Annotated in this window: 23 protein-coding genes and 1 pseudogene; 10 read left to right on the top strand and 14 right to left on the bottom strand. The window is 68.8% G+C overall.

Annotated elements, in window-relative coordinates; all coding sequences use genetic code 11:
* Positions 1-143: 143 nt before the first annotated feature.
* Positions 144-350 (bottom strand): 4-oxalocrotonate tautomerase family protein, encoded by a 207-nt coding sequence (locus tag ACFVBH_RS20700; RefSeq protein WP_354988664.1) that lies wholly within the window; start codon positions 348-350, stop codon positions 144-146.
* A 27-nt stretch (positions 351-377) separates the two neighbouring features.
* Positions 378-1,118, bottom strand: coding sequence for an SDR family NAD(P)-dependent oxidoreductase (locus ACFVBH_RS20695; RefSeq protein ID WP_379003483.1), 741 nt, complete (start codon positions 1,116-1,118; stop codon positions 378-380).
* A 113-nt stretch (positions 1,119-1,231) separates the two neighbouring features.
* Between ACFVBH_RS20695 and ACFVBH_RS20690 the strand changes: the two genes are divergently transcribed.
* The 4 genes from ACFVBH_RS20690 to ACFVBH_RS20675 all read left to right on the top strand — a co-directional run bounded on the left by ACFVBH_RS20690 (position 1,232) and on the right by ACFVBH_RS20675 (position 4,841).
* Positions 1,232-2,131 carry a LysR family transcriptional regulator gene (locus ACFVBH_RS20690; protein WP_354988662.1) on the top strand — a complete coding sequence of 300 codons (900 nt, stop codon included), beginning with the start codon at positions 1,232-1,234 and terminating at the stop codon, positions 2,129-2,131.
* 204 nt (positions 2,132-2,335) lie between these two features.
* Positions 2,336-4,126 carry a lipase family protein gene (locus tag ACFVBH_RS20685; RefSeq protein ID WP_379003481.1) on the top strand — a complete coding sequence of 597 codons (1,791 nt, stop codon included), beginning with the start codon at positions 2,336-2,338 and terminating at the stop codon, positions 4,124-4,126.
* 110 nt (positions 4,127-4,236) lie between these two features.
* On the top strand, positions 4,237-4,512 hold the full coding sequence (locus tag ACFVBH_RS20680; protein ID WP_379003478.1) for a hypothetical protein: 276 nt from the start codon (positions 4,237-4,239) through the stop codon (positions 4,510-4,512).
* Positions 4,512-4,841, top strand: a complete 330-nt coding sequence (locus ACFVBH_RS20675) for a hypothetical protein (protein WP_354988659.1) — start codon at positions 4,512-4,514, stop codon at positions 4,839-4,841. The genes ACFVBH_RS20680 and ACFVBH_RS20675 overlap by 1 nt, the downstream gene beginning before the upstream one ends.
* 53 nt (positions 4,842-4,894) lie before the next feature.
* Here the strand turns inward: ACFVBH_RS20675 and ACFVBH_RS20670 are convergent, their stop codons facing one another.
* Complete coding sequence (locus ACFVBH_RS20670) at positions 4,895-5,557, bottom strand: TetR/AcrR family transcriptional regulator (RefSeq protein ID WP_379003476.1); 663 nt, start codon at positions 5,555-5,557, stop codon at positions 4,895-4,897.
* 153 nt (positions 5,558-5,710) lie between these two features.
* Here ACFVBH_RS20670 and ACFVBH_RS20665 point away from each other — a divergent pair, with 153 nt between their 5' ends.
* Together ACFVBH_RS20665 and ACFVBH_RS20660 are read left to right on the top strand one after the other, a co-directional pair.
* Entirely contained in the window at positions 5,711-7,282 is a 1,572-nt protein-coding gene (locus tag ACFVBH_RS20665) for a succinic semialdehyde dehydrogenase (protein WP_379003474.1), read from the top strand.
* Between the two features lie 36 nt (positions 7,283-7,318).
* The gene (locus ACFVBH_RS20660) at positions 7,319-8,143 is read left to right on the top strand and encodes an SDR family NAD(P)-dependent oxidoreductase (protein ID WP_354988656.1); all 825 of its coding nucleotides are present in this window, start codon (positions 7,319-7,321) and stop codon (positions 8,141-8,143) included.
* A gap of 56 nt (positions 8,144-8,199) precedes the next feature.
* Here the strand turns inward: ACFVBH_RS20660 and ACFVBH_RS20655 are convergent, their stop codons facing one another.
* The 4 genes and pseudogenes from ACFVBH_RS20655 to ACFVBH_RS20640 all read right to left on the bottom strand — a co-directional run bounded on the left by ACFVBH_RS20655 (position 8,200) and on the right by ACFVBH_RS20640 (position 11,344).
* On the bottom strand, positions 8,200-8,910 hold the full coding sequence (locus ACFVBH_RS20655) for an HAD family hydrolase (RefSeq protein WP_379003472.1): 711 nt from the start codon (positions 8,908-8,910) through the stop codon (positions 8,200-8,202).
* A gap of 484 nt (positions 8,911-9,394) precedes the next feature.
* Complete coding sequence (locus ACFVBH_RS20650) at positions 9,395-10,168, bottom strand: methyltransferase (RefSeq protein WP_379004557.1); 774 nt, start codon at positions 10,166-10,168, stop codon at positions 9,395-9,397.
* Positions 10,160-10,423, bottom strand: a pseudogene (locus tag ACFVBH_RS20645) (putative protein N(5)-glutamine methyltransferase); the annotation flags it as partial. The pseudogene ACFVBH_RS20645 and the gene ACFVBH_RS20650, both read right to left, overlap by 9 nt.
* Before the next feature lie 60 nt (positions 10,424-10,483).
* Positions 10,484-11,344, bottom strand: coding sequence for a YdcF family protein (locus tag ACFVBH_RS20640; RefSeq protein WP_354988653.1), 861 nt, complete (start codon positions 11,342-11,344; stop codon positions 10,484-10,486).
* Between the two features lie 259 nt (positions 11,345-11,603).
* Here ACFVBH_RS20640 and ACFVBH_RS20635 point away from each other — a divergent pair, with 259 nt between their 5' ends.
* Positions 11,604-12,455: a bifunctional 5,10-methylenetetrahydrofolate dehydrogenase/5,10-methenyltetrahydrofolate cyclohydrolase gene (locus ACFVBH_RS20635; protein WP_379003470.1), complete on the top strand. Its 852-nt coding sequence runs from the start codon at positions 11,604-11,606 to the stop codon at positions 12,453-12,455.
* A 359-nt stretch (positions 12,456-12,814) separates the two neighbouring features.
* On the opposite strand, the gene ACFVBH_RS20630 is transcribed toward ACFVBH_RS20635, so the two are convergent.
* The 3 genes from ACFVBH_RS20630 to ACFVBH_RS20620 form a co-directional block, all read right to left on the bottom strand.
* Positions 12,815-13,546 carry a L,D-transpeptidase gene (locus ACFVBH_RS20630; protein WP_354988680.1) on the bottom strand — a complete coding sequence of 244 codons (732 nt, stop codon included), beginning with the start codon at positions 13,544-13,546 and terminating at the stop codon, positions 12,815-12,817.
* 529 nt (positions 13,547-14,075) lie between these two features.
* Positions 14,076-14,213, bottom strand: a complete 138-nt coding sequence (locus ACFVBH_RS20625) for a hypothetical protein (protein WP_379003468.1) — start codon at positions 14,211-14,213, stop codon at positions 14,076-14,078.
* A 213-nt stretch (positions 14,214-14,426) separates the two neighbouring features.
* Positions 14,427-15,077: a cyclodeaminase/cyclohydrolase family protein gene (locus ACFVBH_RS20620; protein WP_379003466.1), complete on the bottom strand. Its 651-nt coding sequence runs from the start codon at positions 15,075-15,077 to the stop codon at positions 14,427-14,429.
* A 149-nt stretch (positions 15,078-15,226) separates the two neighbouring features.
* Here ACFVBH_RS20620 and ACFVBH_RS20615 point away from each other — a divergent pair, with 149 nt between their 5' ends.
* Positions 15,227-16,267, top strand: coding sequence for an LLM class F420-dependent oxidoreductase (locus ACFVBH_RS20615; protein ID WP_354987694.1), 1,041 nt, complete (start codon positions 15,227-15,229; stop codon positions 16,265-16,267).
* A 92-nt stretch (positions 16,268-16,359) separates the two neighbouring features.
* Here the strand turns inward: ACFVBH_RS20615 and ACFVBH_RS20610 are convergent, their stop codons facing one another.
* From ACFVBH_RS20610 to ACFVBH_RS20600, 3 genes are all read right to left on the bottom strand, one after another.
* Complete coding sequence (locus ACFVBH_RS20610; protein ID WP_379004554.1) at positions 16,360-16,695, bottom strand: STAS domain-containing protein; 336 nt, start codon at positions 16,693-16,695, stop codon at positions 16,360-16,362.
* 406 nt (positions 16,696-17,101) lie between these two features.
* Positions 17,102-18,493, bottom strand: coding sequence for a family 1 glycosylhydrolase (locus ACFVBH_RS20605; RefSeq protein WP_379003464.1), 1,392 nt, complete (start codon positions 18,491-18,493; stop codon positions 17,102-17,104).
* Positions 18,494-18,679: 186 nt separating this feature from the next.
* A complete protein-coding gene (locus ACFVBH_RS20600) occupies positions 18,680-19,831 on the bottom strand; it encodes an asparaginase (RefSeq protein ID WP_379003462.1) in 1,152 nt (383 codons plus the stop codon).
* Between the two features lie 127 nt (positions 19,832-19,958).
* Between ACFVBH_RS20600 and ACFVBH_RS20595 the strand changes: the two genes are divergently transcribed.
* Together ACFVBH_RS20595 and aspT are read left to right on the top strand one after the other, a co-directional pair.
* On the top strand, positions 19,959-21,593 hold the full coding sequence (locus ACFVBH_RS20595; protein WP_379003460.1) for a bifunctional aspartate transaminase/aspartate 4-decarboxylase: 1,635 nt from the start codon (positions 19,959-19,961) through the stop codon (positions 21,591-21,593).
* A 29-nt stretch (positions 21,594-21,622) separates the two neighbouring features.
* Positions 21,623-23,305: an aspartate-alanine antiporter gene (gene aspT / locus ACFVBH_RS20590; protein WP_379003458.1), complete on the top strand. Its 1,683-nt coding sequence runs from the start codon at positions 21,623-21,625 to the stop codon at positions 23,303-23,305.
* Positions 23,306-23,411: 106 nt separating this feature from the next.
* Here aspT and ACFVBH_RS20585 read toward each other — a convergent pair whose 3' ends face one another.
* On the bottom strand, positions 23,412-24,194 hold the full coding sequence (locus ACFVBH_RS20585) for a helix-turn-helix domain-containing protein (protein ID WP_354987689.1): 783 nt from the start codon (positions 24,192-24,194) through the stop codon (positions 23,412-23,414).
* Between the last annotated feature and the right edge of the window lie 257 nt (positions 24,195-24,451).

Genomic DNA, 24,451 nt, shown 5'->3' with positions numbered 1-24,451 from the left:
CGGTCCGCGCGGCGCGATTGCGGCCGGGTGGAGCCACGGGCCCGGCTCGGTCGCGCAGGTCGATGCCGGCGATGCGCGGTCGGTCCCGCGTCGACCCCGAGCCCGCGCTGCCGCCCGGCGCCGGGTGTCGTGCTCGGCGCCGATCAGCCCCGGGTCGCCGCGCGGTACTCCTCGACCGGCAACCCGCCCACTCCCCAATCCTCGAGCGCCACTTCGTCGATCACCACGAACGTGGTCCTCGGATCCTTGTCGAGCACATCCACCAGCACATCGGTCATGCGCCGGATGATCTCGGCCTTCTGCTGAACGGTGACGCCTTCGCGGGTGACTTTGACGTTGACGTAGGGCATGTCGGTGTCCTTTCTCGGTTATGGGATTCAGCGGCGGGCGGTGACGTAGCCGCCGTCGGAATTGATGCGCACGCCGGTCGCGAATTCGGCATCGGTGAGATGCAGGACCGAGGACGCGATCTCCTCGGCCTCGGCGATGCGGTTCAGCACCGCGAGCGCGGCAAGATCCTCCGAACCGTTGGCCGCGTGCAACGGCGTCCGCACGATGCCGGGCGCGACCTCGTTGACCCGAATGCCATACTGCGCCAACTCCGCCGACAGCGCCACGGTCAGCGCCCGCACCCCGCCCTTGGACGCGAGCGCGGCACTGGCGGGCAGCCCGCCGATGGCATGGGAGAGCAGCACGGTGGTGATGTTGACGATGGCGCCGCCGCGACCCTGCTCGACCAGTTGCCGGGCCACGGCCTGCGTGACCAGGTAGGTGCCGCGCAGATTGCCGTTCAGGAAGCCGTCGAGCTCCTCGACCCGTACGTCCAGAAGCGGTGTGGCGCCGAAGGTTCCGGCGTTGTTGACCAGTATGTCGACCGATCCGAACGCCTCGACGGCGGCGGCGACCAGCGCCGGGCCGGTCCCGGGATCGCCGATGTCGCCGACCACGAACCGCGTGCGCTCGCCCCCGTCCAGGCGCTCGACGGCCGCGCGTAGTTTGTCCTTGTCGCGACCGCCGATCACCACGTTGTCACCGCGGGCGACCAGGGCCGCCGCCACCGCGTAGCCGATGCCGCTCGATCCGCCGGTGACGATCGCGGTACGTGAACCCGTAGTCATCTCAACCTCTTTCGTCCCGCCGGTCCCGCTGGACCGGCTTCGCTATCGAGGATCGCCCGTCCCGGGTATATAAGTCCAAGACGTACTTCTGCGATTAACGCTAAGCTGAGCTTATGGATCTGGATGTCCGTGACCTGGAACTGCTGGACGCGCTGGCCACCGGTGGCACGCTGCAGCAGGCCGCCGATCGGCTCTTCGTGAGCCAGCCCGCGCTGAGTCAGCGCCTGCTCAAGATGGAGGAGCGGCTCGGTACGGCGCTCTTCGATCGGGTGGGCCGGCGGCTGGTGCCGAATCTGGCGGGAAAAGGGCTGCTGCCCAAAGCCTCTCGCATTCTCGCCGATCTCTCGGCCGCGGAGCGGGAGGTGCGCCAGGTAGCCCGATACGGTGACCGGCACGTGCGCCTGGCCACCCAGTGCGCGACCACTTTCTCCTGGCTCACCCCGCTCATGCGCGAGCTGCGCGTCGCGCGCCCGGACGCCTCGGTCCGCATTCGCGATATCGCCGATGACGATCCGCTCGACGCGCTGCTGGCCCAGCGCATCGATGTCGCCATCGTCACCAAGCTCGGCACCGGCGCGGCACACGTGCGCCTGACGCACCTGATGGATGACGAAATGGTCGTGGTCGTGCCGCCCGGGCATCGCTGGACGGCCAGAAAGTACCTGACAGCGCGGGATTTCACCGGTGAGACCCTGATTCTGCACGACAGTTACGACCAGTCCCGGCCCAATCCCGCCCCGCTGCCGCTACCGGTGGGCGCGCGCCCGGCGGAGGTGACCATCGTCCCCATGGTCACCGAACTGCTGATCGAACTCGTCGCCAACGGCGAGGGTGTGGGCGTCATACCCTCCTGGGTCGCAGCGCCTTTCGTGCAGCGCGGCGAGGTGCTCACCGTGCGCATGGGCGCTCGCGGCGACATCCGGCCGTGGTTCGCCGGGGTCCGCCCGGACGAGGATCGCCCGCACATCCTGGACTTCATCACCCTCCTGACCGCGCATTTCGCCGCCCTCTGAACCCGGCGCGGGACACGGGCGCGTTCGTGCGCGCCCGGCTCCGCGGCTCACGCATGGTGACGGCGTCCGGCTGCTCCTGGAGTGTCGGCGTGGTGGGCAGGTGGTCGCGGAACACGACGCGATCGGGCGTTGGCGCGCGAGAGCCCCGGTCCGGCCCGGCCTGTGCCAGTATTCTCGGATGCTGGCGATGTGCTGGAGGCTCGGATGACGCGGGATGGATCGGCGCGGCGGGCTCGGCGGTTCACCGAAGTCCTGTCCGGTCTCCCGAATTGGGTGTCCCTGACCGCCGGGGTGCTCGCCGTGCTCGTCGGCGCGATCCTGGTCGTCCGACCGCTGACCTCGTTGACGCTGCTGGCCCTGCTGATCGCCTGCGCGGCCCTGGTCACCGGCGTCGGCGAAGTGCTGGGCGCGCGGGAGCATTCGGCGTGGGACGCCGTGCTGGCGCTGGGTTGGATAGCTCTGGGTGTGCTGATCCTCATCGCCTCCGGGCCGGCTATCGACCTGATCGCACCGGTGGTGGCGATCGCCCTGGTCGTCGGTGGTGTGCTGCGGCTGCTGCGTGCTCGCCGCGGAACCACCTCGGCTCGTCTCGTCGCACTCCTGCTGGGGATCGCCGAGATCATCCTGGGCATCGTGGCGCTGCGGTGGCCCGATGTGACGCTGCTGATCGTCGCCGTCCTGTTCGGCATCCGCACCGTCGCGTTCGGCGTCTCCATCCTGTGGGATGCGGTAACCGGCCGCCGCGCAACGACTTCCGGAGCCGTCGAACCGGCACGCTCACGCTGGGCCGCCTCCGGCCGGGTCCTGGCCGCCGCGACGGCGCTGCTGATCGCGGTCGCCGCCGCCCTCACGAGTGCGCATCTGCGTTCGGGCACCCCGCGGGTCGACGCCTTCTACACGGCTCCGGACGAGATCCCGGCCGCCGCCGGCACCCTGCTGCGCGCCGAACCCTTCACCCGCGACGTCCCCGGCAACGCCCGCGCCTGGCGGATTCTCTACACGACCACCTTGGACGCCGATCGCCCCGCGCTCGCCAGCGCCATTGTTCTGGTGCCGGAACGCGAAGCCGCGGAACCGCTTCCGGTGATCGCCTGGGCGCACGGCACCACCGGCTACGCGCGACCCTGCGCACCCAGCCTCGCCACGCACCCCTTCGAATCGGGCGCGCTGCCCGCCCTGGATCAGATCGTGGAATCCGGATGGGCCTTGGTCGCAACGGATTACACCGGGCTCGGAACCGAAGGCTCGCACCCGTACCTGATCGGGCAGGGGGAAGGCCGCTCGGTGCTGGATGCCGTCCGGGCCGCCCGGCAGCTCACCGATATCCGGCTGGCCGATCGCACCGTGGTGTGGGGGCATTCGCAGGGCGGCCACGCCGCGCTCTGGGCCGGGCTGCTCGCACCCGGCTACGCCCCGGAGGCCGGCGTGATCGGCGTCGCCGCAATGGCTCCCGCCAGTGACGCGGTCGGCCTCGTCTCGCGGCTGCCCGAGATCACCGGCGGCAGCGTCTTCGCCTCGTACGTCGTCGCCGCCTACACCGCGCACTATCCCGACGTGGATTTCAACGCCTACATCGATCCCGCCGCTCGCACCCTGGTCCGGCAGATGAGCGAACGCTGCCTCGCCGAACCCGGCGTGCTGGTCTCGGTGCTGTCGGCGCTGTCGCTGGAGAAGGACCGCCCGATCTTCGCCACCGATCCGCTCTCCGGTGCGCTGGGAGTCCGCCTGCGCGAGAACATTCCGGCGGGCGCGCTCACCGTGCCGGTCCTGCTCGCACAGGGCGCGGCCGACACCCTGGTCGACCCGGCTGTCCAATCCCGTTACGCCGCAGCGCGATGCGCCGACGGCTGGAATCTGGACTATCGCGTCTATCCGGGCCGCGACCATATCGGCGTGGTCGCCGCCGATTCCCCGCTGATTCCGGATCTGCTCGGCTGGACCCAGCAGCGGCTCTCCGCGCTGCCCCAGCAACCCGCCTGCCCGCCGCTCGGGTGAACCGCCGTCGCGCAATGTCCGCCATTATCGGCGTCTATTCGTCGCGTTTTCGACGGCCATATCGCCGGTATGCGGTTTCACCTGCCGTAATACATGCGTAGTATTGCCGCATGGGGTTTGATTGGGCCGATTGGGCGCTGGCACACCTGATCGGCATCGATCCCCAGGAGGTACGCCAGGTTTTGGCCACCGCGCGGCGCTGGCCGCGCACGGCGCACGATGGAAATGTCGAAGTGCTCAGCATTTGGGGGCGCACGGCGGGCGGGCGACCGCTGATCATCGTGACCAGGCAGACCGACCAGTGGACGTGGATGATTGTCGGCGCCCGCGAAATGCACGACGATGAGCTGAAAGCCTTCGAACACTGGGAGAAGGAGAGCCGGTGATGAGCGAGAACTTCCCGTCGACCCCGCACGAGACGGCCGCGTTCCTGGATCGCCTCGTCTTCAGCGATGATCCGGTCCCCGCGGACCGGGTTCCCCCGCGCCTGCAGCCCGACGACGACATCATGGTCACGACGTCGATCCGCCTCCCGCTCTCCCTGCACGGCCGCCTGAAACAGCTCGCCGAGGAACGCCACATAGGCGTCTCCACCCTTCTGCGCGAATGGGCCGAGGCCGCGGTGGCCGACCTCGACGACGAGAACCAGATGATCTCCCTGGCCGAGGCGAAACGGGCCCTGTCCCGGGTTCATCCCATCCACCGCGCGAGCTGAATTCCGAACGCCGCCTATGGTTCAGGGTCGGTCGTCCGCTATCCCCGACCGTTTCAGTCGGTGAAGAGGGTGGGGATCGTCAGGGCGTATTCGACGTCTTCGCGGCGGCCGAGGGTCACCAGGACGCTGCGGATCATGGTGAGACGAGCGGCGGCGACGGTCTCGGGGGTCGGTTCGCCGGCCGCTGAAATGCGGTAGACCACGTATTCGCAGGTGTGCAGGGCCGTGTCGAGATCCAGGGGTGAGGGGATCGGGCGGCCGAGGTCGGTGAACTTGGCGCGGATCAGGGCCCGGATGTCCTCCAGGGCGGATTCGCGGTAGGACGAGACGGGGGAGCCGGGGTCGTACAGCTCGGCGAAGAGCGGGGACAGCATGGGCCCGTGGCCGCCGGCCCAGTACAGGTACGCCTCGATCATGTTGATACCCAGCTCGACCGGGACCTCGGTGCGTTCCAGCGCTGAGCGGATGCCGCCCACCAGGTCGTCGTTGGAGACCGTGAGCACCGCGTGCAGCGGTTCCACCGCGTTGGCGAAATAGCGGTAGAAGGTCGGGCGAGCCAGGCCCGCCGCCTCGATGATGCGGGCCACGCTCAGTCCGCGCGAACCGTGCTGGGCGAAGACCTCGGCGGTGGCCAGGATGATGCGGGCGCGGACCTGATCGGCCTGCTCCTCGGTTTGCGGCGGTCGGCCGCGCCGGGTGGGCGAGGCGGCGGTCACGGGCGTGTGGCCCCGACGCGAGTGCGCGTGGTCGGCGCGAGGCTTGACATGAGGTGTGTCACGACTATTAATCTAACACTAGTGTTCACCTAACATTGGTGTTCAGAAAATAGTGGGCTACTGCCCGCGATATGCCTATCGAGAGGGCGACCAATGACGACTGCCCCGCAGCTCGCCACCGCCGACGCACTGCCCTTCGACCTCGTGCAGCGCCTGCTGGGCCATGCCGTGGCCGGCGGCGCGCCCGCGGTCGAGGTGTTCGCACCGGCCACCGGCCGCAAGATCGCCGACCTGCCGCAGTCCTCGGTCGCCGATGTGGAGACCGCGTTCGCGACCGCGCGCCGGGTCCAGGCCGAATGGGCCGGGACCCCGATCGAGGAACGCGTGGCCGTGCTGCGCCGCGTTCACGATCTGGTGCTCGCAGAGCAGGACACCATCCTGGACATCGTGCAGACCGAGACCGGCAAGTCCCGGGTGCACGCCTTCGACGAGGTCTCCGACGTCGCGGTCAACACCCGCTACTACGCCGCCGAGGGCAAACGCATTCTGGCGCACCGCAAGCCGCGCGGCGTCATGCCGGTGCTGACCCAGGTCGAGGTGCGCAACCGGCCCAAGGGCGTGGTCGCGGTCATCTCGCCGTGGAACTACCCGCTCGCGCTGGGCGCCTCCGACGCGCTGCCCGCGCTGCTGGCCGGCAACGCCGTCGTGGGCCGCCCGGACAACCAGACCGCGCTGACCCTGCTGTGGGCCATCGACATCGCCGAGCGCGCGGGCCTGCCCAAGGGGCTGTGGCAGGCGGTCCTGGGCCGCGGCGCGACCCTAGGACCCGAGGTCATCGCCCGCGCCGACTACGTCGACTACACCGGTTCCAGCGCAACCGGCCGCACCATCGCCCAGCAGGCGGGCGAGCGGCTCATCGGCTACTCCCTGGAACTGGGCGGCAAGAACCCGCTGCTGGTCCTGGGCGACGCCGACGTCTCGGCCGCCGCCAAGATCGCGGTCCGTGCCTGCTTCGCCTCGGCCGGTCAGCTGTGTGAGTCGATCGAGCGAATCTACGTGCACGCCAACGTCTATGACCGGTTCGTCACCGAATTCGTGGCCAACACGAAGAAGCTCGAGCTCGGTAAGGCCCTGGACTACGGCTACGAGATCGGCTCGCTCACCTTCCCGCGCCAGATCGATACCGTCAGTGCGCACGTCGACGACGCCGTCGCCAAGGGCGCGACCGTCCTCGCGGGTGGCAAGGCCCGTCCGGACCTGGGCCCGTACTTCTACGAGCCCACGATCCTCACCGACGTGCGCGAGGGCATGACCGTGTACCGCGAGGAGACCTTCGGGCCGGTCGTGTCGGTGTACAAGGTCGCGAGCGACGACGATGCCGTCACCCAGGCCAACGACACCCCGTACGGTCTCAACGCCAGTGTGTGGAGCCGCGATACCGAGCACGGGCGCGCTGTCGCCGCGCGTATCAACGCCGGGTCGGTGAACGTCAACGAGGGTTTCATCGCCGCGTGGGGCTCGATCGCCGCGCCGTCGGGCGGTCTGGGCATCTCCGGCACCGGCCGCCGGCACGGTCCGGAGGGGCTGCTCAAGTACATCGATACCCAGACCATCGCGGTGCAGCGCGTGCTGCCGATCGCGCCGCTGCCCGGTATGTCCGAGCAGCTGTGGGCCAAGACCATGACACTGTATTTGGGTGTCATGAAGAGCTTGCGGCAGAAATGATCCGGCGAGAACTTTGGACAAGGGGAGCGGCAGGGAATGAAGAACGTAGCGGGTAAGAAGGTCCTGGTCACCGGTGCGGCGATGGGGCTCGGAAAGTCCTTCGCCGAGCACGCGGTGCGCGAGCAGGCCGCCGACGTGGTGCTGTGGGACATCAACGAGATCACCCTGAAGCAGACCGTGGCCGAGCTGACGGCGCTGGGCGGCAGCCGGATTCACAGCTACGTGGTCGACGTGTCCGACCGCGACGCCATCGCCGAGGCGGGTGCGGCGGTGCGCGCGGAGGTCGGCGATATCGACGTGCTGGTCAACAACGCCGGCATCGTGCGCGGTAACGGGTACTTCTGGGAGACCGAGAACCGTACCGACATCGACAAGACCATGGCGATCAATTCCCTTGCCCCCATGTACATCACGCTCGAGTTCCTGCCCGCGATGGTGGCCGGCTCGGGTGAGGCTCGGGTGCTGAACATCGCCTCCTCCGCGGCCCTGGTCGCCAACCCGCGCATGAGCGTGTACGCCGCGTCCAAGTGGGCGGCGCTGGGCTGGTCGGATTCGGTGCGGCTGGAGCTCGAGCAGGCGGGCAAGGACCACGTCAAGGTCACCACGGTCTGCCCGACGTACATCAACACCGGAATGTTCGACGGCGCCAAGGGTTTCCTGTTCACGCCGATCCTCGAGCAGGACCACGTGGTGGACACCTCGTGGGCGGAGATGAAGAAGGGGTCGGCCCTGGTGGTCATGCCGTGGACCTCGCGCCTGAACCGCGCGATCTCCGGGCTGCTGCCGCTGAAGGTGCGCGACTTCTACCTCAACACCGTGGGCGTCTACACCTCGATGGAAGAGTTCACCGGCCGCAAGTAGAGCGGTTCGCGCGATGGCCCGTTCCCGGTGTCGGCCGGGGCGGGCCATCGCGTCGTTCAGGCGGTGAGCCTGCCGAAATCCTCGGCTGCGACCAGCTCGGTCAGCGATCGGATGACGGTGATGCCGTCACCCGAGCTGCCGGTGCCCGTGCGGTCGAGCCAGTAGGCCCGCAGGCCCGCGTCCCGGGCGCCGATCCCGTCGGTGTCGTAGCGGTCACCCACGTAGGCCACCTCGCCGGGCGGCAGACCGAGCATGGCGCAGCCCGCCAGGAAGATGGCGGATTCCGGCTTGGCCGAACCGAATTCGGCCGAACACAGGATCGCGTCGCCGAAATGCTCGTGCAGCCCCACGGCCCGCAGTTTGCCCATCTGATGGTCGCGCGCGGAATTGGAGACGACCCCGAGCGCGGTCCGTGCCCGCAGTCCGGTGAGGGCCTCGGCGACTTCGGCGAACGCCACCCAGTTGGTGTCCCGCCGCGCCGCGTACCCCGCGAACCACGCGGCCGGATCCTCGGCCCGCACCCCGATCCGCTCCAGAAATCGGGTCGTGCGCAGCAGCTGCTGTCCGTGAAAGGTCAACTCGCCCGCCAGGAATCGCGGATACTCCTGCTCTTCGAGCTCACGCCACAGCGCCACCGCCGCGTCCTCGGAGTCGAACCGCTCGACCAGCCCCTCGGCCCGCAGATGCCGCAGAATCCCCACCCGCGCCGTGGCCGAGTAGTCGATCAGCGTGTCATCGACATCGAACAAAATCCCGCGAATACCCACCACCCCAAGCTACCTCCCCGCCCCGACCCCCACCCGCCCCGCCACACCCGCCCACCCGGCGTGAGCCGAGTTTGTTGAGCTGCCCGGTCCTCAATAGCAATTGACTGGCAAATTTAGTCACCGTGGTCGAGCAGGGAGCCGCCGAGTCCGCGAGACCCTGTACCTGCCGGATCGGTAAGCGCCGTCCCGCTCGAATGCATCCTGCTTGTCCGGCCGCCGGCGTGCACTCGCAGCAGTTGCATGTCCTGGGCACCCGCATCCCCGAGCAAACGCGCGCGGGATCCGGACGAGACCGCCGAGCTGAGCCGACGCAGCAACTCCGGGCTCTATCCCCTTGCGGGCGAGTGTCTTTGCCGCTCGATGCCGCCGGGCCCGTCCGGCTGCATCGAATGCGGCTCCACCTGATCGCGGGGCGCCGAGCCGGCGGGGCGCCGAACCATCGCGACCTCCGGCGAAACCGGTCGCGTCGAGGCTGGTGCGCCGATCAGTCGGGGCGGGTGCCTATGACCACGGTGGCCCCGCGTTCCTCGTCCTCGGCGACGCGGGCGGACAGGCCGGCGGCGCGCATGATCGCGGCGGCCGGGTCGGCCTGGGCCTCGGACTCCTCGACCAGCAGGTGGCCGCCGGGGGCCAGCCAGTGGGGGGCCGCGGCGGCTATGCGGCGCAGGAGGTCGAGGCCGTCGGGGCCGCCGTCGAGGGTCACGCGGGGTTCGTGGTCGCGGGCCTCGGGGGGCATGGTCGCGATCTCGGCGGAGGGGACGTAAGGGGTGTTGGCGAGCAGGATGTCGACGCGGCCGGCGAGGTCGGCGGGGAGGGGCTCGAACAGATCGCCGTGGAAGACGGCGGCGGCCAGCGGCTCGAGGTTGCGGCGCGCGCAGGCCACCCCGTGTGGCTCGATATCGGCGGCCGTGAGGTTCACCCGAATACCTTCGGCGAGTAGGTCTGTCACGAGAGACAAGCCCAACGCGCCACTGCCGCAGCACATATCGAGTATGACCAGGTCGGAGGCGGACGAAACGGCAACGGGTGAAGGCGAGTTCGCGAATGCGGATCGCCCTCGACCGCCGGCGGGCGCATCGCCGGATCTGGGAACCGCGGCTGTCTCGGGCTCCGGGCCGGGGGCGCCGGGTGTGCTCGTCGCGACCGTCGGCGCCGTTGCCGGCGTGTTCTCGGCCCGGGCCGAGACGGGGTGATCCCGTGCGGGCTCGCCGGTCGAACCGGTCAGCCCGCGCTCGGCCCGGTCGCGGCCGAGCGTCACCGCCTGTTCCACCAGGAAGGCCGTGCGCTGTCGGGGGACGAAGACGTGCGGGCCGACCGCGACGCGCAGGCCTCGGAACTCGGCCCAGCCGAGGAGATGCTCCAGGGGAGAGCCCGCTACGCGTTGGGCGACAAGGGTTTCCAGGTGGTCGGGGTCCGCTGCCGCCGCCAGGAGCAGGGCGGCCTCGTCTTCGGCGAAGACGCAGCCGGCCGTGCGCAGGCGGTGCACCAGGGTGTCGAGGTCGTGCGCGCTCACCGGGTCATTGTGCGCCGCGGACCCGCGCCGAATCGACGCGGGTCCGCGGGAAAGGGGAGGTCAGCGCTCGGAGGGCAGGCGCATCGTCCGGGTGACATCGAGGTAGATACCGCGCTGGCTGCTGCGCGCGGGCGGGGGCAGCTGGGAGACGAGCTGCTCGAGCGAGGTGGTCGCGCCGACCACCGGGATGCCCGCGACGATGAAGTCGGCCACCGCGCGGCGAATGTGGTTGGGGGAGGTCACCACGATGGCGCTGGTCGCGCCCGCCTCGCGCAGCATGGCCGCGCCGTACAGCGCGTTCTGCACGGTCGATCCGGCGCGATGGTCGGTCAGGATCCGGCTGGCCGGAATGCCGCGCCCGATCAGCCAGCCCGCCATGGCCGCCGCCTCGGTGATCCCGTTCTGCGGGTTGCCGCCGGACACCAGGATCGGCGACATCGGGGAGGCGATGGCCTGCAACCACGCCGCCTGCATGCGATTCACCAGCTCGGGGCGCATGCTGCCGTCGGGCAGCAGCCCGTACCCGCACACCGCGATGCCGGTGCCGGGTCCGGCGATGGCCGGAATCGGGTTGGGCAGCGTGCCCACCGCCGAGCCGATCGCGTGGAAGACGTGCCGGGTGCGCCCGGCCAGTTCGGGATCGATCACGTTCAGGCGGTTCAGCGCGACCTCGCGGGTGATCAGGTCACCGGCGTAGTCCGACCAGATGGCCTGCAGTGACAGCGCGTGCGCGTCATCGGGAGATTCGGCGAGCAACTGCCGCAGGTCGGCCAGTCCCGCGGCGTCGTCGCCGTCGAGGAAATTGTCCTGGGCCGAGTTGTAGAGCGTGCCCGGGTCCGCGTACGCGGTGCCGGGTGCGAACAGGGTCAGGGCGGCGGCCGCCGCTACGAGCAGGGTGGGGATACGCCTGGCGATCTGCACTGCTGTCGACCTTTCCGAGAGATGGTCACGCATGCTTCCGAGCGGGTCTGCCTTCTTTGCTGAATAGTGGCTCGGTTCCGACTGAGAGCACGATACGGCTGGCGCGGGCCGTTGTCGGGGATTTGCCGTAGAGAAATTGCAGGTTTGAACGGACCTGTTACCGGCAACGCGCGTGGGCGCGCGGAAATCAGCGGAGAACGTCCCGCCTACCCAAAGGCGCGTGCGGCTCGCCCCGGCCCGCGGGTTAGGGTGTCAATCCGTGGACACGACTTCGCTCATCGGCAAGGAACTCGCCGCCGCCATCAATGCCGACACCAAGCAGCGCGCGGTCGCGCGCACCGAAGCCGGCAGCGCCCCGCGCCTGGCCCTGGTGATCGCCAACGACGACCCGGCCAGCGCCTGGTACGTGAAGTCGCTCAATCGCGCCGCCGAGCGCAACGGAATCGTCTGCGAGAACGTCGATCTCGGTGTCGAGGCGACCGCCGAGGAGATTCGCGCCAAGCTCGCCGAACTCTCCGCCGACGTCACGGTGGACGCCATCATGCTGCAGACCCCGCTGCCCAAGGGCGTCGGCCTGGACGATGTGAGCCTGTCCATCGCCGCGGCCAAGGACGTGGACGGGGTCAGCCCGCTCTCGCTCGGCCTGCTCGCCTCCGGCCTGCCCGGCTTCCCGCCCGCCACCTCCGAAGCCGTGGTGGAACTGGCCAAGTTCCACGGAATCGCTTTGGAGGGACGGCATGTCGCGGTCGTCGGCCGTTCCAACGTGGTCGGCAAGCCGCTGGCCCAGCTGCTGCTGGCCGAGAACGCCACGGTGACCGTCGCCCATTCGCGCACGCGTGACCTGCCGGCGATCACCTCGGCCGCCGACATCGTGGTCGCCGCGGTCGGCCGCGCGGGCCTGATCACCGCCGACCATGTGCGCGAGGGCGCGGTGGTCATCGACGTGGGCACCAACGAGGACGACAACGGCAACATCACCGGCGACGTGAACGCGGAGTCGGTCACCGGCGTCGCCGGCGCACTGAGCCCGGTCCCCGGCGGCGTCGGCCCGGTCACCACCGCGCTGCTGATGCGGCACGTGGTGCAGGCCGCGGAGAACGCGAATCACTGAGCGCGGCAAACTGATTCCCCGCTGACCGGGCGGGGTGTCGACCCCGCTCGCCGCGCGGCCCGGATCGGCCGCGCGTGGTCGAATCCGCCTCTCTCGGTGGAATCGGTCTGCGCACAGCCCGAGTCGGCCCCCGGACATCGGAATCGACGCGCGTACAGCCGAGTCGGCCTGCGCACATCCCGAGTCGGGTCGCGCACGTCGGAATCGCCGCGCGTACAGCCCGAGTCGGCTCGCGCACAACCGAGTCGGCCCGGCCAGCGGAGTCGGCCCAGCGCAGCGGAGGAATCAGCCCGTACGCAGCGGAACGGTGCGGGATTCGTATGAATCCCGCACCGCCGCCGTCTATTCGGGGTAACCGCCTACCAGTGCACGCTCACCGGATCGCCGATTCCGACGTTGTCGTAGAACCATTCGGCATCACCGGGCGCCAGGTTGATGCAGCCGTGGCTGACATTCGCGTAACCCTGTGAATCCACCGACCATGGCGCAGAGTGGACGAAAACACCGCCCCAGGTGAGCCTCTCGGCGAACTCACCCTCGATCAGGTAGCCCTCGGACGAGTTGAGCGGAATGCCGATGGTGCGCGAATCGAAGGTCACCGAGCGGAAGCGCTCGAGCACCGGGAACGTGCCGACCGGTGTCTCCCAGCCGGGTTTGCCCATGGACGCCGGCATGGTGCGCACCGGGACGCCGCCCATGAAGACGGTGAAGGTGTGCGCGGACATGTCGGCATCGGCGCTCACGCCGCCGTTCGTTTCGAATTGGGTGTGCAGGCGCCCCACCGACACCGTGATCGGCGACGAGGTGGGCAGGTAGCCGGCCGACGTCCATGTCAGTTGTCGATCGTCCACCCAGGAGAAGTTGCCCGCCAAAGTGGTGCCGGCGCGAATGTTCACTGCCCGCTCGGCGCGGGCGCGATCCTTCACGGGTTCGGCGAACCGCACGTTCACGGGTGCGGCAATTCCCACTGTCTGACCGGGCCCCGGCGTAATCGCCTGCACCGCCGGGAGATTGGGTGCCGATATCAGCACCGCCCCTGCGGCTCCGGACCCGAACGCGGCTGCCGCCGCCACCACGGTTGCGACGAACATGAGACGAATCGCGTTCCGCATTGGTTCCATCCCTTCACACAGGGGTGTGGTCCTGGACGCTCAGCCTATGACCGATTCGCCCTCGGCGTACGGAAACGTGCCCGCTTCGTGACCTACGCATCGGCGTGGAAGATGGACGGAAAGCCGCTGCTCTAGTAGTGATTCCCCCGCTGACAAGGGCTATTGGGACGAATGTGCCGATTTTCCGGCGGCACCCGCCCGGGCGTGGCGAGATACGCCCGCCGCGCGGATTTGGCGGTGTGTCAATGCCACTGCCGCCCGAACACGGCGGTCGCCCGCCGCCCGAAAGCGCCCCCGGAGCACAGTCGCGCGGCGGCTGACCGACCCGATGGTCCGGTATCCGGAGGGCCGCGGATTCACCGCCGCCGATTCCCGGCCGGACCGGATCCAATGTGCTGCTGCTCGGGGGCGGGCGGCGGCGGGGGCGGGACCTCCGCGGGCGGCGGTTCCGGAGCGGGCGGCGGCGCCGAATCGACGGGCTGCGTGGTCGACGACTTGGATCCGACGACTAGATCGTGGTGAGGCACTGCGCGCTGTCCGCCGGTATGTCGACGTCCAGGTACTCCCGGCCGGTGATTCGGCTGATTCGCGCCGCCGCGCGACCCCGCCGCCGCGCGACCCTGCTGCTGCGCGGCTCTGCTGTCACGCGATCCCGCTGTCATGCGTTCTGCTGCTGTGCGATCCCGCTGCCGCGCAATGCTGCTGCCGCGTAATCCCGCCACGCAGAACTACACATTTGCGATGCCGTGCTGGTCGGATACGTGATGCCGTGCCGGTCGGGTGGGCGATGCGTGCCGGTCGGATACACGAGAGCCCCGTCCGGCGCCGGACGGGGCTCTCGTGTGACGCGGGTCGATCCTCAGCCGGTGATGGCCGCGACCACGTCGTTGTGCAGCGCGTCGGCGCGGGCGATGACCTCTTCGATCTGCTTCAGTACCGGCGCGAACTCCGCGCCCGCCACCCCGTCCAGCGACGCGACGTTGATGGCGATGTTCAGCTGCGAGCTGGCCACCGCGGCCCGGGCGGCGTCGGCGGCCGCGCCGATGTCGGTGACCACGTTGGGGTTGCCGATGGGCAGCAGCTCGGCCGCCAGGGAGACGACCTCGTCGGCGGCGGCGACCACGGCCGCGGGGACACGAGCGGCCTCCAGCAGCGCGGCGGTGATGGCCTCGGCCCGGCTGGCCTTGTCCGCCTCGGACTCCTTCGCCAGCTTGTACGCGGCCCCGACCGCGGTGAAGGCGGCGGCGTCCGCGTCGGCCAATGCGAGCGCGCGTTCGCGGGCGGTGTCGGCGGCGGCGATGATGCGGTCGACGACCGGGCGGTTGTCGGCGTCCTTGGCGCGGGTGGTGTAGCGCGCGACCATGGCGACCAGGGCGGCCCCCTGTGCGGCATGCAGCGCGGCGACCGCGCCGCCGCCCGGCGCGGGCACCTTCGCGGCCAAGTCCTCCAGGTAGGCCTGCAGTGTCGAATCACCGAAGCTGGTGCCGGCCTGCGCGGCGTCCTGAGTCATGAGGAATGGCCTCCCTTGGGATTGCGGGTCTTTCGCACGCGTGGGCGCACGTTGTCCCCGCTCACGGTACCGGTTGCCGACCACCGCCCCGACTCCGGCAGCCCCGGCCGATGTGAACCGGGAATCGCATGGTGAGTAATGTCCCGGCTATGCGTATCGGACTGTCGATCAATTACACCGACGGCTTCAAGGAAATCGCCGCCGAGGTGGCCGATCTCGAGAAGGCCGGCCTCGACATCGTGTTCGTGCCGGAGGCGTATTCGTTCGACGCGGTGAGCGCGATCGGCTACCTCGCCGGCAAGACCGAGCGGGTCGAGCTGGCCTCGGGCATCATGCAGCTGTACACCCGCACGCCCACCCTCACCGCCATGACGGCGGCCGGTCTGGACTACGTCTCGGACGGGCGGTTCATCCTCGGGCTGGGCGCCTCGGGCCCGCAGGTGATCGAGGGCTTCCACGGCGTGCCCTACGACGCGCCCATCGGCCGCACCCGCGAGGTGCTCGAGATCTGCCGCAAGGTGTGGAAGCGCGAGCGCCTCGAGTACAACGGCAAGTACTACACGATCCCGCTGCCCGCGGAAAAGGGCACCGGCCTGGGCAAGCCGCTCAAGCTCATCAATCATCCCGTGCGCGAGGACATTCCGGTGCTGCTCGCGGCGCTCGGCCCGAAGAACGTGGAACTCGCCGCCGAGCTCGCGCAGGGCTGGCAGCCGATCTTCTTCCTGCCGGAGAAGGCCGACGCCATCTGGGGCGAGTCGCTGAAAGCCGGTCTGGCCAAGCGTGATCCGAAGCTGGGCGATCTGCAGGTCTTCGCCGGTCCGGCGCTGGCGATCGGCGACAACGTCGAGCCGCTGCGCGAATTCGTGAAGCCGCATCTGGCGCTGTACATCGGCGGCATGGGCGCCAAGGGCAAGAACTTCTATCACACCCTGGCCACCAAGTACGGCTACGGCGCCGAGGCCGACCGCATCCAGGAACTGTACCTGCAGGGCAAGAAAGATGAAGCCGCCAAGGTGGTGCCGGACGATCTGGTCCGCGACGTCTGCCTGATCGGTTCGGCCGGTTTCGTGAAGGAGCGCGTGGCCGCGTTCCGTGAGGCCGGCGTGACCGCGCTGAACGTGGTTCCGCTCGCGGCGACCTCCGCCGATCGGGTCAAGCTCGTCGAGCAGCTGCGCGCCATCTGCGACTGATCACCGAGTCGACGACGCCCCGGCCGTTCGTGACGGCCGGGGCGTTCTGCGTTCGGGGACTCGCGACCGCGTCGTCGCGGGCGGGGAATCGGTCAGTTCTGTTGCAGCGCGGTGAGGGCCTCGGGCAGCGTCGGGTGCAGCGCGAAGACCTGATCGAGATTGGTCATGCGCAGCTGCCGCCCGGTGGCGGGCCCGTCGGCGACGACGACGATCCGGGTGGCCCCGGCGCGCTGGTGCGCGGCCACGAGCGCGGCCATGCCGGCCGAGGCCAGGAAGCTCACCTCGGACAGGTCGATGATCAGGGCGCCCGGCTTGCCGCCCAGGATGGATTCGATCGCGTTCTCGAGCGCGGGTGCGGTCGCCAGGTCGACTTCACCGATCACGGCGAGCACGGTCGCATCGTCGTGGACGGTGACCGAGGTGGTCATCGTTTCGCCGAGTGGATACGCGTCTCCGGAAGTGTTGGTCACCTAAGAGACTCTACAAGTGAACGGTGACGCAAGTGTCCGCAACAGCCTCAGCTAACCCGCATAGCGCTGGTAGGCAATGATTTTGGCCGGTGTGCACACGCACTCGGGCGAACGGTGCGGGCAGGGCTTACCCGTTCTCGGCGGGGTGAAACACTCGCGATGAATCTCGCATGTCGGTGCAGGTCGGAGCATGGACCGCGGTGCATGGAACCGGCGTCGAGGGGTGTCGGGGCGGCTGAAATCCGGGTGACAAAAGATTCCGACCGGTACGGGCGAGTCGGGGCCAGGCCGCGGCGTGATCACGTGGCGGCGTAGATGCGCCGCTGACGCAGATGCGCCAGCAACGGCCTCGTCTCGTCTGCGCCTACGGCACCGACACCGGGCGCAGGCAGCTGTCGATGGGCGTGACGATCGAGCACAGGGCGGGTTCTCGGGTCGGGCGGTACTCGGCGGCGACCCCGGCGCGCGCGGTGATGTCCCGCAGCGCGGGGACGGCGGTGGTGGGCCGCCGCGTGAGAGCGGGGTCGGTCTTCGCGTCGACGGTGTACAGCCCGAAACGCGGTGCGTAGCTGCCCCATTCGTAGTTGTCGGTCAGGCTCCAGTAGTTGTAGCCGATGACGTCGATGCCGTCGGCCACGGCGCGCTGGATCCAATAGACGGTGTCCCGCAGGTGATCTCCGCGGTCGTAGCCGTCGGAACGGGGGAGTCCGTTGTCGGTCGGCATGCCGTTCTCGACCACGTAGAGGGGCAGGCCCGGAAACTTCTCGGCGTAGCTGCGCAGGTCGTAGTAGATGCCCTCGGGTTCGATGGCGTTCTTCCAGAGTTCCTCGCCCACCAGCGCCGGGGTCGGCGGATTCGACAGCGACGCACCGTAATAGAAGTCGATCCCGAGGTAGTCGAGCTTGTCGCGCACGCGGTCGACGAAGAGCAGATCGGTGAGGTTCTGCACGATGGGGTACTGCGCCACGTTGCTGGTGACCCGGGCGCCGGGCTGGCGGGCGTGGATGTAGTCGTAGATCTCGCGGTGCGCCTGCACGAGCCGCTCGAACATGGGCAGGGCGTCCAGCACCCCGATGTCGCCGATCCGGATCGACTGCATGACGTAGCCCATGGGCTCGTTGATGGTCACCCACAGCGGGTCCAGCGGTGCGTACCGGTCCACCACGCGGCGCATGTTGGCCAGCCAGTCGGTGGCCATGTTCTTGTTCTTCCAGCCGCCGCGGTCCGCGGCCCAGCCCGGGAAGACCCAGTGGTCCAGGGTGAGCATGGGCCGCATGCCCGCCGCGCGAATACGCTGCACGACCCGGTCGTAGAACTCGAAATCGCCGTCGTTCCAGACCCCGGCCCGCGGTTGGACGCGCGCCCATTCGATGGAGAGCCGGAACACCTTCACCCCGAGGCCGGCGGCCAGGTCGATGTCCTCGGCATAGCGGGTGTAGAAGTCGACCGAGTCGCCGTAGGTGTGGGTGGCCTTGCCCGAGTTCGCGTAGCGGCTCCAATTGCTGTCCGGGGCATGGCCTTCGGACTGGAAGCCGGCCATGGACACGCCCCAGAGGAAGTCCGGCCCCAGCGGCTGCACGGTGGTGGGCGCGCCGCCGAAGCTGCCCGTGCCGGAGCCGCTGCCCGAGCCCGATGATCCCGATCCGCCGGATCCCGATCCCCCGCTGCCGGTCGGTGCGGCGGCGGCCATGCCGGACCCGGCCAGGGTGATGACGACGGCCGACACGACCGTACAGAGCAGCCGAGAACGTCTCATGCCAGTACTTCCTCCGGGGCGATCCAGCGCGTTCCCGACATGGCCGCGCATGGTGCCCACACCCTACTGGTCACTTGTTCAACATGGGTGGTGAATGGGTAGAACCCGGGAAACCGCACGGCGGCAAGCTATTCGGTGGATCCGGCCCGGGTCACAGCCCCGCGCCGGATCACCCAACCGCCCGGATCAGGACGCCGCGGCGAAGTCCCGCTGCACCTGCTGGGGATCGGTGACGCCGTTGACCAGCAACAGCTGCAATAGAATCCGGGACTTGGCCGGGTTCAGCCCGAGCGCGGACACGGTGCCCAGCTCGTCGTCGTTGAGTTCGGCGTTGCGCACCACCGCCCCGGAGCCCACCCGGCTGGACCGCACGACGAGGACGCCCTTGCCCGCGGCCGCGCTCAGCGCGCTCACGACCGGCTTGGCGGTATTGCCGTCGCCCACGCCCGCGAGCACCAGGCCGCGCGCGCCGTGGCCGAGCGCGTCGTTCACCGCGGTCGCGTCCATCCCCGCGTGCGAATAGATGATGTCGACCCGCGGCAGCGGCGCGGAATCGGGCACCGGGAATCCCAGGCGCGTCTGCTGCGCGGCGGGTTCGGCGAAGGTCACCGCGGCCGCGTCGACGTGCCCGATGGGCCCGGTATTGGGGGAGACGAAGGTCTGCAGGCTGGTGGTATTGGATTTGGTCACGTCGGTCGCGCCGTGGATGGTGTCGTTCAGGACCACCATCGTGCCGCGATCGCGCGCTGCCGGATCGGCCGCGACCTGCACGCCCGAGCGCAGATTGGCGGGCCCGTCCGCGCTCAGGGCGGTCGAGGGGCGCATCGAGCCGACCAGCACCACCGGCTTCGGGCTCGCGACCACGTGATCGAGGAAGAACGCGGTCTCCTCGATGGTGTCGGTGCCGTGGGTGACCACGATCCCGTCGGCCCCGTCCGCGGCGAAGATCTCGTTGATGCGGTCGGCCAGCTTCAGCCACACCTCGTCGTTCATGTCCTGGCTGCCGATGTTGGAGATCTGCTCGGCCTGTAGCGCGGCGATCTTGTCCAGACCCGGTACCGCGTCGATGAGGTCCTGTGCGGTCGCCTCGCCGGCGGTGTAGCCGACCGCCGAATTGGCGTTGGCCTTACCGGCAATGGTGCCGCCGGTGGCGAGAATGGTGACCCGGGGGAGAGTGCCGGGGGATTGGGATTGATTCGACGAGGTCCCGGCGGCGGGTTGTGCGGCAGCCGATGTCTTTCCGGCGGCGGATTCCTCGGGGTCGTTCGCGCAACCCGCGACCAGCAGGCCCGAGCAGGCCAGCAGGCCGACGATACGGAGAATGGAACTTCGCGCCATGGAGACTCCTTCAGAATCGGGTTGCGCGCGTATGATTCTTCCGTTCAGTAGTGATCCTACGATTCTTCCTATCACGACGTGCGTTGCCTCGGAGAGTGACCGGACTTCGACATACGGAGAGTGGACGATGAGCATCGATAATCAGGTCGATCGCGGTACGGAGAAGAAGTACGAACAGCTCAGTCCGTTCGAACTGAAAGACGAACTCATCGCGCTGGCCGATGCGAATATGCGCAAGACCGCGCACGTGATGATCAATGCCGGTCGCGGAAATCCGAACTGGACCTCGGTCGTGCCGCGCGAGGCGTTCTATCTACTCGGGCAGTTCGCCGTCGCCGAAGCGAAACTCGACTGGGACGAGTTCCCGGGCCTGGCCGGTATGCCGCAGCCCGCGGGCATCGCGGGCCGCCTGGACCAATTCCTGACCGCGCAGACCGAGACCGACGCCGTGCGGCTGCTGCGCGGGTCCGTCGAATACGGCACCGCCACTTTGGGATTCGACGCCGACGCCTGGGTGGGCGAGCTGGCCGACGCCATTCACGGCGACCACTACCCGGTGCCCGACCGCATGCTGACCCACATCGAGCAGGTGGTGCACGCCTACCTCGACCTGGCCATGGGCGGCGCCCCGGACAGCGGCTGGGACCTGTTCGCCACCGAGGGCGGCACCGCGGCCATGTGCTATCTGTTCGATTCCTGCGTCGTGAACGGCATGCTCGCGCCCGGTGACCGCATCGCGATCATGACGCCGATCTTCACGCCGTACCTGGAGATTCCGCAGCTCGAGCGATTCCATTTCGACGTGCTCGAGATTCAGGCGTCCACGACCTCCGCCGACGGCATGCACACCTGGCAGTATCCGCCCTCGGAAATCGAGAAGCTCGCCGATCCCAGCGTCAAGGCGCTGTTTCTGGTGAATCCCTCGAATCCGCCGTCGGTCATGCTGGATTCGGCGACGCTGGAACGGATCACGCAGATCGCGACGAAGGAGAATCCGAACCTCACCATCATTACCGATGATGTGTACGGAACCTTCGTCGAGGGTTTCCGATCCCTCATGTCGGTGGCTTCGGCCAATACCATCGGCGTGTATTCGTTCAGCAAGTATTTCGGCTGTACCGGTTGGCGTTTGGGCGTCATCGCGGTGGCGAAGGACAATATCTTCGATCGGCGGCTGGCGAATATGCCCGCCGCCGATCGGGATCGGCTGACCGCACGGTATTCCAGCATCGCGCTGGAACCGGAGAAGCTGAAGTTCATCGACCGCATGGTGGCCGATTCGCGCGATGTGGCGCTCAATCACACCGCCGGGCTGTCCACCCCGCAGCAGGTGCAGATGGCGCTGTTCTCGCTCGCCGATCTGCTGGACAAGGATCTGAGCCATCGCAAGAACTGCGAGGCGATCATCGCGCGGCGGTTGACGATGCTGGCGGATGCGCTCGGGGTCGAGGCGCCCCGGGATCCCAACGCCGCCAACTACTACGTCGAACTCGATCTCATGGCGTGGGTGAAGCAGCACTGGAGTGCGGAATTCGCCGCGTGGCTCGAATCCGAGCACGAACCGGTGGATCCGGTGTTCCGGCTCGCCGAACAGGGTTCGATCGTGCTGCTCAACGGCGGCGGGTTCGACGGACCGCAGTGGTCGGTGCGGGTGTCGCTGGCCAACCTGCGCCAGGACAGTTACGCCGAGATCGGGCGGTGGCTGCGGCAGATCATGAACGAGTACCACCGGGAGTTCCAGGACCGCAGCAAGACCAACTGACCGGGCTCGCCGCGACAGAGGACGACTTCATGCATGCGATCAAGACGTTCCTGCAGGACACCCCCGAGGCCGCGCTGTTCCTGTGCCTGGCACTGGGTTACGCGATCGGCAAGATCAAGATTTGGAAGCTGTCCCTGGGCGGTGTGGCCGGCACGCTGATCGTGGCCATCTTCGTCGGCATGGCGGGGCACATCACCGTCAACGATCAGGTGAAGAACATCGCCTTCGCGATGTTCATCTTCACCCTCGGCTACATCTCCGGACCGACCTTCTTCGCCAGCCTGAACCGAAAGAGCCTGAAGTACGGCACTTTCACGCTGATCGAGGTGGCCAGCGTGCTGGCCATCACGGCGCTGGCGACCGTGATCATGAACCTGGATCCGGGCACCGCCGCCGGGCTGCTGGCCGGCGGCGCGACCGAATCCGCGGCCGTGGGCACCGCGACCGACGCCATCGCCCGGCTGGATCGCTCCGCCGACGAGATCACCGCCCTGCAGGCCAATGTCGGTACGGCGTACTCGATCTCGTACATCTGCGGGCTCATCGTGGTGGTGTTGCTGTCGAGCCAGATCTTCCCGCTCATCATGCGGATCAACCTGCGCGAGGAAGCCGACAAGCTGTGGAAGCAGCTCGGCGGCGGCAGCGACGACGATGACGGCACCCACGTGGAGGCCGCGCCCGATCTCGTCGGCCGCGCGTTCCGGGTGCAGCGCGTGGCCGGGCGGACCCTGGCCCAGGTGACCGCGGATCTCGGCGGTCACCTGACCGTGGAGCGAATCCTGCGCGGCGGCAAGGTGATCGCGGTCGCCGACGACGTGGTGCTGCTGGCCGGCGACCAGGTACTGGTCGTGGGTCCGCGCACCGCCATGGTCCCCGCCGAGACCGCCATCGGGCCGGAGATCGTGCCCAGCGCCGATCTCGAGACCGCGCTGGAGATCGACCAGGTCGTGCTGGATCACCGCCAGCGCGCGACCACCCTGGACGGCATCACCAAGCAGCTGGGCAACCGGCTGTACGTCACCGGTCTGGTCCGCGAGGACAAGGACCTGCCGTTGCGGCCCGGCATGCCGGTGCAGCGCGGCGATACCCTGAAGCTGACCGGCGCCAAGGCCGATCTCGACAAAGTCGTTCCCGCCCTGGGCTATCGACTGGACCCGACGGTCAAGGCCGACATCATCTACATCGCGCTGGGCCTGGTCCTCGGCTTCGTGATCGGCAAGATCGTGCTCACCGTGGGCACGATTCCGCTCACCCTCGGAACCGGCGGCGGCTGCCTGCTCACCGGCCTGCTCTTCGGCTGGTTCCGCTCCCGCAATCCCGAGATCGGCCAGTACGCACCCGCCGCGGCCGATGTCATCAAGACCCTCGGCCTGTCCGTGTTCATCGCCGTGGTCGGCCTCACCTCCGGTCCCCAGGCGGTGGACCTGGTCAAGAAGTTCGGCTGGGGCCTGCCGATCGCGGGCGTGCTGATGACCGCGATCCCGGCCTGCATCTCCCTGGTGGTGGCCTGGAAGTTCATGAAACTCCCCGCGCCCCTGGCGCTGGGCGCGATCACCGGCCAGCAGTGTTCCACCCCCGGCATCAGCGCCGTCCAGCAGGTGGCGGGCAACGCCACGCCGCTGATGTCCTACACGATCGTCTACGCCCTCTCCAATGTCGCACTCCCGCTGCTGGGTCCGATCGCGGTCGCCATGACGGTCGCCCTGACCTGACGCACCCCCGCGGCATGACGCCCGCGCTCGATCGCATCCGGCGATCGGCCGCGGGCGTGGTGATTTCGGTGAGCCGAGTCGACAGGGCGAGGCGTCGGGCCCGGTTCTACGCCGCGACCGGGAGCAGGAACTGGGAGATCAACCAGCCGGGGTGGGTGCCGGTTTGGAGCATGCCGGTTTGGACGAGGACCGTTCGGGGCGTGCCGGTGTGGAGATCGTGCAGGTTGAGGCGCCAGACCGGGGGAACGGCGGCCACCGTGCCCTCGGCCCAGATGCGGCGGAACTCGGGGTGGCGGCCGAGCTCGTCGAGGAGGTCGGCGAAGGCCGCCGCACCGCCGAAGCCACCCATGGCCAGGCGGAAGGCCTGGACCGACAGGGTGGTCGCGGCGCGCCAGTCGGCCAGCACCCGGCGGGCCAGCGGATGGGTGAAGAGCCAGCGAAACTGGTTGCCGCTCTCCAGCATTCCGGGGAAGGCGCGTTCCCAGCCGGGATTGCGGAGCAGGATGTGGCCGCCCACGGCCGTGATGGCGGCGGGGTGCGGGCCGTCCAGCAGGCGCTGGAGTTCGGGGGTGACGGCCGCGCGCAACTCCCGCAGCGGCGGGCAGCCGACATTCGACAGGCCGGCGAGTTCGCGCACGTACCGGCGCTCGACCTCCGAAAGGTGTTCCACGCGATCGAGATACCGGATGACGGCGTCGACCACTTCGTGCGTGGGGTGGCTGCGCGTGCCCTTTTCGAGGTGCGTGACATAGCTGGCGCTCACCCCGGCGTTGAAGGCGAGTCGTTCGCGTGAGATCCCGCGTGCGTCGCGCAATCGGCGCAGGAGAACGCCGAAAGTCGGCGCTGCCGGTTTGCCCGCGCGCCGTTCGATGGATAGCTCCGCTGTCACGACGGTTCTCCTCCCCTTGGTCGCGCAAACGGCTGTTTTCCGGGTGCGCGACCCCTCGACTGTGTCACGAAATCGGTCGCGCCGCAGGTCTGTGAGCTGAGCAAATGTGTAGCCACCGGCGAATATGAACGCGCACAATCTGTGTGCGCGTGGACATCCGGCCGGTCCGAGGCCGGAAAAGTGTTCTGGGTCACAGTCGATTGTGCGATTGCCCCAAGTTTTCGGGGCGCGCCCGGCAACCTCGCGCTCGGTGTGTC

Origin of the sequence: Nocardia sp. NPDC057668 (assembly GCF_042799795.1) — a bacterium.
Taxonomy (GTDB): domain Bacteria; phylum Actinomycetota; class Actinomycetes; order Mycobacteriales; family Mycobacteriaceae; genus Nocardia.
This window is presented reverse-complemented; position numbering and strand designations above follow the sequence as displayed.

What these genes read in the sequence shown, in the direction of transcription:
- ACFVBH_RS20700 (WP_354988664.1), bottom strand. Translation starts at nt 350, where the DNA reads ATGCCCTACGTCAACGTCAAAGTCACCCGCGAAGGCGTCACCGTTCAG.
- ACFVBH_RS20695 (WP_379003483.1), bottom strand. Translation starts at nt 1,118, where the DNA reads ATGACTACGGGTTCACGTACCGCGATCGTCACCGGCGGATCGAGCGGC.
- ACFVBH_RS20690 (WP_354988662.1), top strand. Translation starts at nt 1,232, where the DNA reads ATGGATCTGGATGTCCGTGACCTGGAACTGCTGGACGCGCTGGCCACC.
- ACFVBH_RS20685 (WP_379003481.1), top strand. Translation starts at nt 2,336, where the DNA reads ATGACGCGGGATGGATCGGCGCGGCGGGCTCGGCGGTTCACCGAAGTC.
- ACFVBH_RS20680 (WP_379003478.1), top strand. Translation starts at nt 4,237, where the DNA reads ATGGGGTTTGATTGGGCCGATTGGGCGCTGGCACACCTGATCGGCATC.
- ACFVBH_RS20675 (WP_354988659.1), top strand. Translation starts at nt 4,512, where the DNA reads ATGAGCGAGAACTTCCCGTCGACCCCGCACGAGACGGCCGCGTTCCTG.
- ACFVBH_RS20665 (WP_379003474.1), top strand. Translation starts at nt 5,711, where the DNA reads ATGACGACTGCCCCGCAGCTCGCCACCGCCGACGCACTGCCCTTCGAC.
- ACFVBH_RS20660 (WP_354988656.1), top strand. Translation starts at nt 7,319, where the DNA reads ATGAAGAACGTAGCGGGTAAGAAGGTCCTGGTCACCGGTGCGGCGATG.
- ACFVBH_RS20630 (WP_354988680.1), bottom strand. Translation starts at nt 13,546, where the DNA reads ATGTTCGTCGCAACCGTGGTGGCGGCGGCAGCCGCGTTCGGGTCCGGA.
- ACFVBH_RS20620 (WP_379003466.1), bottom strand. Translation starts at nt 15,077, where the DNA reads ATGACTCAGGACGCCGCGCAGGCCGGCACCAGCTTCGGTGATTCGACA.
- ACFVBH_RS20615 (WP_354987694.1), top strand. Translation starts at nt 15,227, where the DNA reads ATGCGTATCGGACTGTCGATCAATTACACCGACGGCTTCAAGGAAATC.
- ACFVBH_RS20610 (WP_379004554.1), bottom strand. Translation starts at nt 16,695, where the DNA reads ATGACCACCTCGGTCACCGTCCACGACGATGCGACCGTGCTCGCCGTG.
- ACFVBH_RS20605 (WP_379003464.1), bottom strand. Translation starts at nt 18,493, where the DNA reads ATGAGACGTTCTCGGCTGCTCTGTACGGTCGTGTCGGCCGTCGTCATC.
- ACFVBH_RS20600 (WP_379003462.1), bottom strand. Translation starts at nt 19,831, where the DNA reads ATGGCGCGAAGTTCCATTCTCCGTATCGTCGGCCTGCTGGCCTGCTCG.
- ACFVBH_RS20595 (WP_379003460.1), top strand. Translation starts at nt 19,959, where the DNA reads ATGAGCATCGATAATCAGGTCGATCGCGGTACGGAGAAGAAGTACGAA.
- aspT (WP_379003458.1), top strand. Translation starts at nt 21,623, where the DNA reads ATGCATGCGATCAAGACGTTCCTGCAGGACACCCCCGAGGCCGCGCTG.